The organism is Microbacterium sp. OR21, from assembly GCF_047306785.1.
Classification (GTDB): Bacteria; Actinomycetota; Actinomycetes; order Actinomycetales; family Microbacteriaceae; genus Microbacterium; species Microbacterium esteraromaticum_E.
On sequence record NZ_JAZEXJ010000003.1, the window covers coordinates 690,291 to 703,570 of the forward strand.

Consider the following 13,280-nt stretch of genomic DNA (forward strand, 5'->3'; position numbering starts at 1 on the left):
TCGGTGCTGATGGCTGGGCGGATGCTGCTGCCGGGACGACCCGTGCTCACGCACGAACCGCGGTACCACCCTGCGTGCCTCTCGCGAAGCCACTCTCACTGCGGCGCTGACGGGCCTGCCCCGCTCGGTTCTAGTCGGTCCGAGGACCTTTCTTCCGAGAGCTCCCCGGTGATGGCCGGATCACAGCTTGTGCGGCCATTCTACGCGGCCGTCGGACCTCGCGCATCCGCCCGACCGGGCGAGGCGCGCTACGCGGACTCGAGCAGGTCGGCGAGCGCCGCCAGCGCATCGGCGCCGGTCAGCTCGCCCGGCATGAGGGGGATCTCGAACACCGGGGCGTCGGACACCGCGCCGCGCACGTGACGCAGGTGGGCGTCCTCCACGTCACGGCGGGCGTGGAGCAGCTCGCCGGCATCGGCGGGCGAGCGCCGGTTGGCGATCAGGGCACCGACGGCGACGCCCATCTCCCGCAGGTTGTCCACCACCTCCAGGGTCTCGGCGACCGGAAGCGCCTCGGCGGTGAACACGACCGCGAACGCGCAGCGTGCCGGATCGGTCACCGCCTGCTGCATCGCATCGAAGCGATCGCGCCGGCGCTGCAGCGCGCGGCGCAGGTCGCCCTGCGCCTCAGCCTGCGCGTCCGGCGCCCCCGTGAGTCCGCGCATGGCCGCGGAGAAGCGCTCGGAGCGATCGCGGTTGCGCAGCAGCGTCTCGGTCCAGCCCGCGAGCTGTCCCGGCAGGGCCAGCAGGCGCAGCGTATGCCCGGAGGGAGCGGTGTCGAAGATCACGGCGTCGTAGTCGCGCTGCCCTGACTCGACGAGTTCCGCGATGCGCTCCAGCACCGCCGACTCGTGACTGCCCGGAGCATGACGGGCGCGCTCGAGGTGGGCGCGAGCAGGCGCGTGCTGGCGCTCGGGCAGCATGCTCAGCATGGTGCGCTCGACAGCCGCCAGATGCCTGTCGATCGTGGCGTGCGGGTCGATCTCCACCCCGTCGACCGTCCCGCTGCCGACCTCCGCCAACCGCACCGGAGCATCCCCCACCTCGATGCGCCAGAGGTGGCCGAGGTTGTGCGCCGGGTCGGTCGAGATCACCAGCACCCGCTCCCCCGAGCGGGCGCGGGCGAGAGCGAGAGCGGATGCCAGGGAGGTCTTGCCGACGCCGCCCTTGCCTCCGACGAACAGCAGCGGGCGGCGCAGGGCGTCTAGCAGCATGTGACGTGATCCAGGGGTGAGCGGGGCATGCCCATGCGGCGATGCCAGGCATGGAAGTCCGCGGCGAGCAGGGGCATCAGCTCGGCGCTGTAGTACGCGGCGGGATCGGGCACCCCGAGCGCCTCGCCGAGCACGATGAGGGCGAAGAGGTCGTCCTCATCACGGCGCTCTCGAGCCAGTGTCTGCCGGTAGGGGCCCGCGTAGTACTCGGCGAGCCCCCGCCGGAAGGCGGCCCAGCGTCGTCGCAGACGCCGGACCGCCTCGCGGGATGACATCGGATCAGACCTCTTCGCGCACCGCCTCGAGCCGGGCGTCCTCATCCTCGGCCTCGGGCGGGTCGGTCGCAGCCTTGCGCATCGCGATGGCCGCTTCGACGGCCACCCACACGCTCGAGGCGATGATCACCACGTCGAGGCCGAACAGCAGCCAGTCGGCCTTCGCCGGATCGGCGAACGAGGCGAGCTGCTCGATGGCCGCCCAGAACGACAGCACGAACACCAGCACCAGCGGGATGAGCGCCGGCAGCGGGTTGCGACGCTTGCGGATCAGCATCACCGCGATGATCGACAGCGTCAGCGATGCGAGCAGCTGGTTGGTCGTGCCGAAGAGCGGCCAGATGCGCAGACCGCCGTCGCCGCCCAGACCCTGCGAGAAGGTGAGTCCGAGGCCGACCACGACGACGACGATCGTCGCGGGCACCTTCGTGATCCGCAGCTTCATCGAGTCGCCGATCTCCTGCACCACGAATCGCAGCAGGCGCATCCCGGTGTCCATGGTCGTCGCCGCGAAGAGCACCGCCATGGTGGCCAGCACGGTCGCGCTGAGCGAGGCGGGCAGTCCGATGCCCGCCTGCATCAGCTCACCGCCGCCTGTGACGAACGCTCCGACGCCTCCTGCGCCGAACGCGCTGTACACCTCGTCCCATTCGGCGACCGTGCGGAACCCGGCGATCACCGCGAGAATCGTGCCGAGCGAGAGCAGGCCCTCGCCGACCGCGCCGAAGTATCCGACGAACCGCGCGTCGGTCTCCTTATCGAGCTGCTTCGAGCTCGTGCCCGACGAGACCATGCCGTGGAAGCCGGAGATCGCACCGCACGCGATGGTGACGAACAGCAGCGGCACCATGCTCGGCGTGCCGTCGGGAACAGCCGTGTTGATGGCCGGGGCGACGATCTCGGGCGCGGCGCCCGAGAAGAGGGTCGCGGTGAGCACGGATCCGAACAGCAGGATCAGCCCGACGAAGAGCTGCACCCCGTTGATGTAGTCGCGCGGCTGCAGCAGCACCCACACCGGCAGCAGCGAGGCGATGGCGCCGTAGACGAACAGCGCCAGGATCCAGAAGGTCGCCGGCCCCATGCCGAGGAAGTCGTCGGGAAGCACGACAGGCACCTGATCGCCGAGCACGATCAGCGCGTACAGCGTGACGACGCCGACGACGGTGACGGGCAGCAGCGGCCAGCGCAGGCGGTACACGGCCACGCCGACGAGCAGCGCGACGACGATCGCGCCCCAGGTGGGGATCACCGCGCTGGGCGTCGAGATGAGCAGGTTCTTGATGACCACGGCGAAGGCGGCGATCACCATGAGCAGCAGCAGGAAGATCACGACCAGGAACAGGCCCGCACCCCGCTTGCCGATATATCGCGCGGAGAGGGCGCCGATCGACCGCCCCTTGTTGCGGGTCGAGGCCCACAGCGCGCCGAGATCGTGCATGCCGGCGAAGAAGACCGTGCCGATCGTGACCCAGAGGAAGGCCGGAACCCATCCCCAGATCACCGCGATGGCAGGTCCGACGATGGGGGCCGCGCCCGCGACCGAGGTGAAGTGGTGGCCCCAGAGGATGAACTTGTTCGTCGGCACGTAGTCCACGCCGTCGTTGAGTTCATGAGCGGGGGTCGCGAACGATGCGTCGAGTCGATAGACCCGATTGGCCAGGTATCTCGAATAGACCAGGTATCCGACGGCGAAGATCGCCAGTCCGATGAACATGAGGAGAACGGGAGTCATTGCGGAGCTTCCTTTCGGCAGCGGCTTCGTCGTCGCTGTTGCGCCCCACCATAGCGAGACCTGGGATTTCGCTGGGAGCCGACTCGCCCGCGCGGCCGATCCTGTCGTTCACCGAGCGGCGGCGAGCAGCTCACGGGTGAAAGGATGCTGAGGTTCGGCGAACACATCGGCCACTCGTCCCTGCTCCACGATCACGCCGTCGCGCATCACCAGCACGTCGTCGCAGACCGCCGCGATCACGGCGAGATCATGCGAGACGAACACCATCGTGAGATCCCGCTCGAGCTGCAGCCGTGCGAGCAGGGCGAGCACTCGGGCGCGCACGGTCGGATCCAGCGCCGACACCGGCTCGTCGAGCACCAGCACCTGCGGATCGGCGGCCAGCGCGCGGGCGATCGCCGCGCGCTGCCGCTGCCCTCCGGAGAGCTGCCGCGGGCGCCGTCGGGCAAGAGCCTCATCGAGTCCCACCTCGGTCAGCAGTCCCGCCACGGCTCCCGGCCGATCGCCGCGAGGCACCCCTGCGGCCTGCAGCGCTTCGGCGATCGACCGGCCGATCGTCCAGCGCGGGTCGAAGGCGCCCAGCGTATTCTGGTGCACCAGCTGCACCCGCCGCGCGCTCGCCCATTCGATCGAGCCGCTGTCGGGGCGCTCGACGCCGAGCAGCATCCGCGCGAGGGTCGTCTTTCCAGAGCCCGACTCGCCGACGATGCCCAGGGTGCTCCCCGATTCGAGCCGGAACGAGGCTCCGACGACCGCGGGCCGTTCGAATCGCTTCGACACGTCGCGCACCTGCAGCAGCACCTCGCCCGCCTGATCGCTCGGTGTGCGCGGCCGCGGTGCGCTCGCCTCGACGAGAGCGCGGGTGTACTCCTCGTGCGGCGACGCCATCACCTCCGCGACGGTTCCGTGCTCCACGATGCGCCCCTCGCGCATCACCAGCACCCGATCGGCCACCCGCCGCACCGCGGCGAAGTCATGGCTGATGAACAGCACGGCTCGTCCGTCATCGGCGACCGATCGCAGCAGGGCGAGAATGCGGGCCTGGACGGTGGCATCCAGCGCGGTCGTCGCCTCGTCGGCGACCAGCACGGCAGGATCGGCGGCGAGCGCCGATGCGATCAGCGCTCGCTGGCGCATCCCGCCCGACAGCTCGTGCGGGCGGCTGCGCGCCCGTCTCTCGGGCTCGGGCAGCGAGACGGATGCCAGCAGGCGCACCACCTGCTCATCGCGATGTCCCTCATGCAGCCGGTGGATCTCCATCGGTTCGGCGACCTCGCGTCCGATCCGGCGCAGGGGGTCGAGCGCGGCGAGCGCGTCCTGCGAGACCAGTGCGATCCGCCGACCTCGCAGCGCCAGCCACGACCTCTCGTCGAGGCCGAACGCGTCCGCGCCGTCGACACTCAGTTCGTCCACCGTCATGCGCGCCCCGTCGGGCAGCATCCCGAGCAGGGCGCGGGCGGTGAGTGACTTGCCGGCGCCGGACTCGCCGACGATGGCGACGCACTCCCCCGGTGCGACGTCGAGGTCGACCCCATCGACCACGGCGCGGCCGCCGATCTCGATGCGCAGTCCCCGCAGATGCACGGCGCTCATGCGCGCCTCCCCTCGGCTCGGGCGCGCAGTGCGCGGCCGACGACCGTCGCGCTGATCACGGTGAGGGTGATCGCGAGCCCGGGGAACACCGAGATCCACCATGCCCGGCCGAGCACATTGCGACCGCCCGAGAGCATGAGCCCCCACTCGGGCGCGGGCTCGGACGGGCCGAGGCCGAGGAAGCTGAGACCGGCGGCGGCGAGGATGCTCGAGCCGATGCCGATGGTGGCGAGCACGCTGAGCGATCCGAGCACACCCGGCATGACGTGCCGGGTGAAGGTGCGCACCGGTCCGACTCCGAGGATGCGCGCGGCTTCGACATGCTCGGCGATGCGCAGCGTGCGCGTCTGCGTGCGCGCGAGGCGGATGTACACCGGCACGGCGGCGATCGTCACGGCGATCGCGACGTTCACCGATCCCGGGCCGAGCACCGCCACCACGATCAGGGCGATGAGGAACTCGGGGAAGGCGAGCAGGATGTCGGTGGCGCGCATCGTCAGTGCGTCGACCGACCGCGGGGCGACACCCGACAGCGAGCCGAGCGCGAGGCCGATCCCGACGGCGAGTGCGGTCGCGAGCAGCCCGATGCCGACCGACCGCCCCGCCCCGTGCACGACGCGGGAGAAGACGTCGCGTCCGGACTGGTCGGTGCCGAACAGGTGCTCGCCGCCCGGCGCCTGGAGTGCTGCCCGCACGTCGGTGCGCAGCGGGTCGTGCGTGGCGAGGAGGTCGGGAAAGATGGCGGCGAGCGCGATGAAGGCGAGGAACGCCACCGCGACGGACAGTCCCACCCTCCGCGCGGTCATCGCCGCTCCTGCAGGGCGGGGGCCTCGAACGCCGCGACGGCCGTGCGCAGACGCGGGTCGAGGACCGGATGCAGCAGCTCGACGATCACGTTCACGATGACGAACACGAGCGCGCTCAGCATGATCACCCCCGCGACGACCGGCAGGTCGCGGTCGACGATCGCGGTCAGGGTGACACGGCCGAGACCGGGTCGGGCGAACACCGTCTCGACGAGCACCGCACCGCCGAGCAGCGAGCCGATCAGATAGGCGGTCAGCGTCAGCGCGCTCGCCGCGCCGTGCCGGAGCGAGTGCCTCAGCACGAGACGGACCGGCCCGGCGCCGCGGGAGCGGACGGTCTCGGCGAACGGCTCCCGCTCGGCGTCGTCGATGCCGTCCCGCAGCACCTGACCGATCAGTGCGGAGACGGGCAGCGCGAGGGTGAGAGCGGGCAGCACGATCGTGGCAGGACTCCGGGTGCCGGCGACGGGGAACCACCCGAGTCCGAACGCGAAGACCGCGAGCAGCACGATGCCGATCCAGAACACCGGAGAGGAGAGCACGAGCAGCTCGGCGGTCACGACCACCGCCCGCGCGACCCCGCGCCGAGCCAGCAGCGCCACGGCGACCGCGATGATCACGGCGACCAGCAGCGCCAGCGCCGTGAGCTGCAGTGTCGGACCGAGCTGGCGCCCGATGACCTCGGTCACGGGCATCCGGAGCTGATACGACGTCCCCAGATCACCGCGCAGCACGCCCCCGATGTACGACACGTACTGCTCGAGCGGAGGGCGATCGAGGCCGAGCTCGGCCCGCACTCCGGCTTTGACGGCCTCGCTCACCTTCGCCTGCGGACCGAGCATGACCGAGACGGCATCGCCCGGGATGATCCGGAACGCCAGGAAGGCCAGCGTCGCCGCGCCCCAGAGGACGAGCGCGGCCGAAGCGGCGATCCCGGCGAACCGGATCAGGGCGCGCCGCACGTCAGCGGCTGACGCTCGCGTCGTAGAACAGCGGCCGGCCGTACAGGTCGTACTCCAGGCCCTCGACGCCGGTCGCGGAGCCGGTGATCAGCGACGACACATACAGCGGCACGATCGCGACGTGCTCGGCGTTCCACTGCTGCAGCTCGGTGTAGATCTCGGCGCGCTCAGCCGTGTCCGACGTCGAGAGACCGCGCTCGAGCAGCCCGTCGACGGCGGGGTCGCTCACCTGCGAGGCGTTCTGGAAGCCGTCGGTGCCGAGGTGGCTGCGCAGCAGGTCGGCGTCGACGCCGGAGAAGTCCCAGTCGGTGATGTCGTACGTCTTCGGGCCGTACTGCTCGTTGTAGGCGGCGGGTTCGAGCTTCTCGCGGACGATCTCGAAGCCCACGTCCTTCAGGTCGGACTGGATGGCGTTGCCCAGCGCCGTGCGGTCGTCGGAGATCGGGGTCCAGGCGATCCAGCGGGCGGAGAGGCGCTTGCCGTCCTTCATCCGGATGCCGTCGTCGTCGCGCTGCGTCCACCCCGCCTCGTCGAGCAGGGCGTTCGCCTCGTCGGCGTCGAACGGCCAGCTGCCCTCGAGCGCCTTGTCATACCCGGGAGTGGTCGGACCGAGGATGCTCCATGCGCGGGGGAACTCCCCGAAGAAGATCTCCTCGACAGCCGCGTCGATGTCGATGGCCAGCGAGAACGCCTGGCGCACCTTCTGGTCGGCGAAGACGCCGTGCTTCTCGTTGAGGAACAGCGAGTACGGCAGACCGGGATACTCCCTGGCGGTCACCGTGATGTCGTCGCCGAGGTCGGAGACGACGTTCGGCGGAAGCTGCGTGGCCACGTCGGCCTCGCCGGATGAGAGCACGCCGGCGCGGACGGATGCCTCGGGCAGCAGCTCGACGCGCAGGGTCTTGATCTCGGGCGCCTCGGCTCCGTCCGGTCCCCAGGCGTAGTCGTCGTTACGGGTGTAGACGATCTCCTGGTCTGCGGTGTACTCGCTGAGCACGAACGGACCGGTGCCGATCGTCACATCGGGTCCGCCGGCGGCGAGCTGATCGGCGGAGCTCTCGAGCACCTTCGGCGACCAGAAGCCGAGCTGGGCCGTGCTCGCGGCCTGCAGGAACGGCGCGTACGGCTGAGTGAAGCTGACTTCGACGGTATGGTCGCCGATGATCTCGGTGCCGGCGTACAGCTCGCCGCCGAGCATGCTGGCGGCCTGCGCCGACTTGGTCGCGGGATCGACGATGCGGTCGAAGTTCGCCTTCACCGCCGCGGCGTCGAACGGCGTGCCGTCCGAGAAGGTGACGTCGTCGCGGAGTTCGAAGGTGTAGGTCTTCCCGTCGTCGGAGACCTTCCAGCTCTTCGCGAGCCACGGCGAGAACGAGCCGTCGGCCTCCTGGAAGACGAGCGAGTCGAGCACCTGGCGCTGCACCATGCTCGACACGTCGAGCTGGCTGGTCTGCGGGTCCATGTGGCCGGCCGAGAGGTTCGCACCCTCGATCGCCCAGATGAGCTCGGCGTCGTCGGCGCCGCCGCCGTCGGCCGGTCCGGCGCAGGCGCTGAGCAGAAGAGCGGATGCGGTGGCCAGGGCGGCAAGGGGCAGAAGGCGGCGCACGGGAAGAGACGGCATTCGGGAACCTCGATGAGTGCGGGAAGGGGAGGACTCCATCCTACCGGCGGTTCTTGGACTCGGTCGATCTACGAGTCGGATGATCCCGCCCGGTAGACTCGCGGGACAACCCACACTCAGGCACGCTCACACAGTGCCGCACACATCGCTCGAGGAGACCGTCATGTCCAGCATCCCTGACAAGCCCGCGCTCGAAGGCCTCGAGGCGAAGTGGGGTGAGCGGTGGTCCGACCAGGGCACGTTCCTCTTCGACCGCGCCCGCGCGGTGGCATCCGGTCGCGACAGCGTCTACTCGATCGACACTCCCCCGCCGACCGCATCCGGCAGCCTGCACATCGGCCACGTCTTCTCGTACACCCACACCGACATCAAGGCGCGCTTCGAGCGCATGCGCGGACGCAACGTGTTCTACCCGATGGGCTGGGACGACAACGGCCTGCCCACCGAGCGCCGCGTGCAGAACTACTACGGCGTGCGCTGCGACCCGTCTCTGCCGTACGACCCCGACTTCACCCCGCCGTTCGAGGGCGGCGACAACAAGTCCTCACGCGCGGCCGACCAGCAGCCGATCAGCCGCCGCAACTTCATCGAGCTGTGCGAGAAGCTGACCGTCGAGGACGAGAAGCAGTTCGAGGCGCTGTTCCGCCAGCTCGGCCTCAGCGTCGACTGGACCCAGACGTACCGCACGATCTCCGACGACACGATCCGCCAGAGCCAGCTCGCGTTCCTGCGCGGACTCGAGCGCGGCGAGGCGTACCAGTCGCTCGCGCCCACGCTGTGGGACATCGACTTCCGCTCGGCGATCGCGCAGGCCGAGCTGGAGGACCGCGAACAGCAGGCGGCCTTCCACCGGGTCGCCTTCCACAAGACCGACGGCTCGGGTGACATCGAGATCCAGACCACCCGCCCCGAGCTGCTGCCCGCATGCGTGGCCCTGGTCGCGCACCCCGACGACGAGCGGTACCAGCCGTACTTCGGCAAGACCGTGCGCACCCCGATCTTCGACGTCGAGGTGCCCGTGCTCGCGCACCACCTCGCCCAGCCCGACAAGGGCTCCGGCATCGCGATGATCTGCACCTTCGGTGACGTGACCGACATCATCTGGTGGCGCGAGCTCGACCTGCCCAACCGCACGATCCTCGGCAAGGACGGCCGCGTGCTCGCCGACGCGCCCGAGGCGATCGTCTCGGAGGCGGGCCGCGCCGCGTACGCCGAGCTCGCCGGCAAGACCGTCTTCAGCGCCCGGAAGGCCATCGTCGAGCAGCTGCAGGCATCCGGCGACCTGCTCGAGGTCGGCAAGCCCTTCAACCACGCCGTGAAGTTCTTCGAGAAGGGCGACCGTCCGCTCGAGATCGTCTCAACCCGCCAGTGGTACATCCGCAACGGCGCCCGCGACCCGCAGCTGCGCGAGCAGCTGCTCGAGAACGGGCGCGAGCTGAGCTGGCATCCGGAGTTCATGCGCGTGCGCTACGAGAACTGGGTCGGCGGTCTCACCGGCGACTGGCTGATCTCGCGCCAGCGGTTCTTCGGCGTGCCGATCCCAGTCTGGTACGCACTCGACGAGAGCGGCGAGCGCGACTACGACCGCGTGCTGACGCCTTCGCTCGAGAGCCTGCCGATCGATCCGACCACGGACGTGCCGGAGGGCTACACCGAGGACCAGCGCGGCGTGCCGGGCGGATTCGAGGCCGAGCAGGACATCTTCGACACCTGGGCGACGTCGTCGCTCACCCCGCAGCTGGCCGGCGGCTGGCAGCGCGACGAGGAGCTGTGGAACACCGTCGCGCCGTTCGACCTGCGCCCGCAGGGGCAGGACATCATCCGCACCTGGCTGTTCTCGACCATGCTGCGCTCGACGCTCGAGGACCAGCGCTCGCCGTGGCGCAACGCCGCGATCTCTGGCTTCATCGTCGACCCCGACCGCAAGAAGATGTCGAAGTCGAAGGGCAATGTGGTCACCCCCGCCGACATCCTCGAGAAGCACGGCTCCGACGCGGTGCGCTACTGGTCGGCATCCAGCCGGCTCGGCATGGACGCGGCGTTCGACCCGCAGAACCCCACGCAGGTGAAGATCGGTCGCCGTCTGGCGATCAAGATCCTCAACGCCGCTAAGTTCGTGCTGTCCTTCCCCGTCCCCGAGGGCGCGCAGGTCACACATGCGCTGGACGCGTCGATGCTCACCGCCCTCGACCAGGTGGTGCGCGAGGCGACGAAGGCGTACGAGGGCTACGACCAGGCGAAGGCCCTCGAGGTGACGGAGGCGTTCTTCTGGACGTTCTGCGACGACTACCTCGAGCTCGTCAAGGAGCGCGCATACGACCAGACCGATGTCGGTCAGGCCTCGGCCGCCCTCGCACTGCGCCTGGCGCTGTCGACGCTGCTGCGTCTGCTCGCTCCGATCGTCTCGTTCGCGACCGAGGAGGCCTGGTCGTGGTTCGAGGACGGCTCGATCCACACGGCCTCGTGGCCCGAGCCGCTGGAGATCGACGGCGACACCGCGGTGCTCGCCACGGCCAGCGAGGCGCTGATCGGCATCCGTCGGGCGAAGACCGAGTCGAAGGCCTCGCAGAAGACGCCGGTCGCGACCGCCACCATCGCCGCGCCCGCCGCCAAGATCGACGCGCTGCGCGCCGCCGCCGACGACCTGCGCGCCGTCGGCCGCATCGCGGAGCTGGAGTTCGCCGAGGCTGACGAACTGACCGTCACGGCGATCGAGCTGGCGCCGGCGGAGGCCTGATCATGCAGCTCGGCACGAGGTGGGAGGCCGGCGCCGAACCGCCGGCCTCCGTTCCCGCGCAGCTGCGCCCCGCGATCGCCAAGGTCGATGCGACTCTCAGCGGCACCCGCGCGCACTGGACCCTCACCTGGCTGGAGGGTCGGCCGATCGCCGAGCTGGATGCCGGCTGGGAGGTTCTGCTCACGGCATCCGGTGAGGTCGTCGCCCGCCCCTTCGAGGACTGATCCCCTCCGCGCCCATCGCCGGCGGGATCAGCGACGCGGGAGTCCGACGGTCGCGAGGAGGTGATCGACCTGGCGCGGGTCGTGCCGCCTGGTCTGCTGCTCGCGAAGCACGTCGAGTGCGAGCTCGCGGCGTTCCGCCCTGGCGAGGATTCGTCGCTCGACATGACGGGTGAGACCCGCGGCGATCTGCTGGAGCAGCCGCTCGAAGGGCGTGGGAGATACGAGGCAGAGAGTCGCGGTGCTCATGGTCACTCCTGGTTCGTGATGCCGCGACTGCTCGCCGCGGGAAGATCGAAGACCTCGGCGCGCAGCGACACGCGCCTGGTGCCGGGCAGGGACTCCTGCCCGCGGTAGCGCTCGACCGCGGCGTCGACGACCGCAGTCAGCTCCTGCTTCAGTTCGGCCATCTGCTCGGGCGTGACGTCGAGCATGGTCGTCATGACGAGCCCGGCGTCCTTCCACCCGTCCGGCTGCTCGGACTCAGGACGATTGATGTACTCCATCAGGGTCTGGTGACGCAGGCGCAGGAACTCGGTCGTGACGATCTGCGCTGCGGCGCGGCTCGACGGCGACATCGCCTCAGTGGGACCGGGCATGTCGACGCGTCCCTTCGGCCGCTCCCACCAGCGCTCGCGCGCGGTGCCCCGATCGGGCACCTCGCGGATGAGATCGTGCGACGCCAGCGCCCGCAGGTGATAGCTGGTGGCTCCGGATGTCTCACCGATCAGCGCGGCGAGGCTGCTCGCGGTCTGCGGCCCCCGTTCGCTGAGCAGGTCGTAGATGCGCACCCGCAGCGGGTGCGCCAGCGCCTTCAGGGCCCTCGCATCGAGGGTGCGGACCTGCTGCTCGTTCGTCGTCATGAGTGCAAAGATACTCTTGCAAAGAAGTATTTGCAAGAGTATCTTTGCATCGACGAGAGCGCTGAATCCCGTCGCTCAGCTGACCGCGTCGCGTGCCGCGACGAACGCCGTCACGCACCGCTCGACCTGCTCGGGCGTGTGCGCCGCCGAGAGCTGCACGCGAATACGGGCAGCGCCTCGCGGCACGACCGGGAAGCTGAATGCCGTGACGTACACGCCCTGACGCTGCATCTCGTCGGCGATGCGGGCGGTGAGCGCGGCGTCGCCGAACATCACGGGCACGATCGGATGCTCGCCCGGGAGCAGATCGAAGCCCTCCTCGCTCATCCGCCGGCGGAACAGCTCGGCGTTCTCGATCAGTCGCGCGCGCAGATCGGCCGATCCCTCGACGAGATCGAGCGCCGTCAGCGTGCCCGCCACGATCGACGGCGCGAGCGTGTTCGAGAAGAGGTAGGGGCGCGAGCGCTGGCGCAGCAGCGCGACGATGTGGCGGTGCGCGGCGACGTAGCCACCGGACGCCCCGCCGAGGGCCTTGCCGAAGGTGCCGGTGTAGATGTCGACCCGGTCCGAGACGCCGCAGAACTCGGGAGTGCCGCGGCCGTTCTCGCCGACGAATCCGACGGCGTGCGAGTCGTCGACGAAGACCAGGGCATCGTACTGCTCCGCGAGGTCGCAGATCTCCCGCAGCGGGGCGATGTAGCCGTCCATCGAGAAGACGCCGTCGGTGACGATGACCCGGAATCGGGCATCCGCCGCCGCCTTCAGCTGCTCCTCGAGATCAGCCATGTCGCGGTTGCGGTAGCGCAGGCGACGAGCCTTCGACAGCCGGATGCCGTCGATGATCGACGCGTGGTTCAGCTCGTCCGAGATGATCGCGTCCTCGGCGGAGAAGAGCGTCTCGAACACCCCGCCGTTGGCGTCGAAGCAGGAGGAGTACAGGATCGCGTCGTCGGTGCCGAGGAAGGCGGCGAGTCGGCGCTCGAGCTCGAGGTGCTGCTCCTGCGTGCCGCAGATGAAGCGCACGCTCGCCAGGCCGTAGCCCCACTCCTGCAGCGCCCGCGCAGCGGCGTCGACGATGCGCGGATCGTCGGCGAGTCCGAGGTAGTTGTTGGCGCAGAAGTTGAGCACCTCGGTTCCGCCGGTGATGATCTCGGCCTTCTGCGGACCGGAGATGCCGCGCTCGCGCTTGGTCAGGCCCGCCTCCTCGATGCCGGCCAGCTCGCTCTGCAGGTGATCCTTGAACGTCGTGTACATGA

Annotated in this window: 12 protein-coding genes; 2 read left to right on the plus strand and 10 right to left on the minus strand. The window is 69.9% G+C overall.

What is annotated here, in order from left to right; genetic code table 11:
- Positions 1–248: 248 nt before the first annotated feature.
- The 7 genes from V2S04_RS11920 to V2S04_RS11950 form a co-directional block, all read right to left on the minus strand.
- The gene (locus V2S04_RS11920; RefSeq protein WP_413638634.1) at positions 249–1,214 is read right to left on the minus strand and encodes an ArsA family ATPase; all 966 of its coding nucleotides are present in this window, start codon (positions 1,212–1,214) and stop codon (positions 249–251) included.
- Complete coding sequence (locus tag V2S04_RS11925) at positions 1,205–1,489, minus strand: cory-CC-star protein (RefSeq protein ID WP_099196465.1); 285 nt, start codon at positions 1,487–1,489, stop codon at positions 1,205–1,207. The genes V2S04_RS11920 and V2S04_RS11925 overlap by 10 nt, the downstream gene beginning before the upstream one ends.
- Positions 1,490–1,493: 4 nt before the next feature.
- Positions 1,494–3,221: a carbon starvation protein A gene (locus tag V2S04_RS11930; protein ID WP_413638635.1), complete on the minus strand. Its 1,728-nt coding sequence runs from the start codon at positions 3,219–3,221 to the stop codon at positions 1,494–1,496.
- A gap of 108 nt (positions 3,222–3,329) precedes the next feature.
- On the minus strand, positions 3,330–4,814 hold the full coding sequence (locus V2S04_RS11935) for an ATP-binding cassette domain-containing protein (RefSeq protein ID WP_413638636.1): 1,485 nt from the start codon (positions 4,812–4,814) through the stop codon (positions 3,330–3,332).
- Complete coding sequence (locus V2S04_RS11940; RefSeq protein WP_413638637.1) at positions 4,811–5,620, minus strand: ABC transporter permease; 810 nt, start codon at positions 5,618–5,620, stop codon at positions 4,811–4,813. The genes V2S04_RS11935 and V2S04_RS11940 overlap by 4 nt, the downstream gene beginning before the upstream one ends.
- On the minus strand, positions 5,617–6,582 hold the full coding sequence (locus tag V2S04_RS11945) for an ABC transporter permease (protein ID WP_413638638.1): 966 nt from the start codon (positions 6,580–6,582) through the stop codon (positions 5,617–5,619). The genes V2S04_RS11940 and V2S04_RS11945 overlap by 4 nt, the downstream gene beginning before the upstream one ends.
- Before the next feature lies 1 nt (position 6,583).
- On the minus strand, positions 6,584–8,203 hold the full coding sequence (locus V2S04_RS11950; protein ID WP_413638639.1) for an ABC transporter substrate-binding protein: 1,620 nt from the start codon (positions 8,201–8,203) through the stop codon (positions 6,584–6,586).
- Between the two features lie 163 nt (positions 8,204–8,366).
- On the opposite strand from V2S04_RS11950, the gene valS reads away from it, so the two are divergent.
- Positions 8,367–10,940 (plus strand): valine--tRNA ligase, encoded by a 2,574-nt coding sequence (valS, locus tag V2S04_RS11955; protein ID WP_413638640.1) that lies wholly within the window; start codon positions 8,367–8,369, stop codon positions 10,938–10,940.
- 2 nt (positions 10,941–10,942) lie between these two features.
- Positions 10,943–11,164, plus strand: a complete 222-nt coding sequence (locus tag V2S04_RS11960) for a hypothetical protein (protein ID WP_413638641.1) — start codon at positions 10,943–10,945, stop codon at positions 11,162–11,164.
- Positions 11,165–11,191: 27 nt separating this feature from the next.
- Here the strand turns inward: V2S04_RS11960 and V2S04_RS11965 are convergent, their stop codons facing one another.
- The 3 genes from V2S04_RS11965 to V2S04_RS11975 all read right to left on the minus strand — a co-directional run bounded on the left by V2S04_RS11965 (position 11,192) and on the right by V2S04_RS11975 (position 13,278).
- Positions 11,192–11,410: a hypothetical protein gene (locus V2S04_RS11965; protein ID WP_413638642.1), complete on the minus strand. Its 219-nt coding sequence runs from the start codon at positions 11,408–11,410 to the stop codon at positions 11,192–11,194.
- 2 nt (positions 11,411–11,412) lie between these two features.
- Positions 11,413–12,024, minus strand: coding sequence for an ArsR/SmtB family transcription factor (locus tag V2S04_RS11970; protein WP_413638643.1), 612 nt, complete (start codon positions 12,022–12,024; stop codon positions 11,413–11,415).
- 75 nt (positions 12,025–12,099) lie between these two features.
- Positions 12,100–13,278, minus strand: coding sequence for a glycine C-acetyltransferase (locus V2S04_RS11975; protein WP_413638644.1), 1,179 nt, complete (start codon positions 13,276–13,278; stop codon positions 12,100–12,102).
- Between the last annotated feature and the right edge of the window lie 2 nt (positions 13,279–13,280).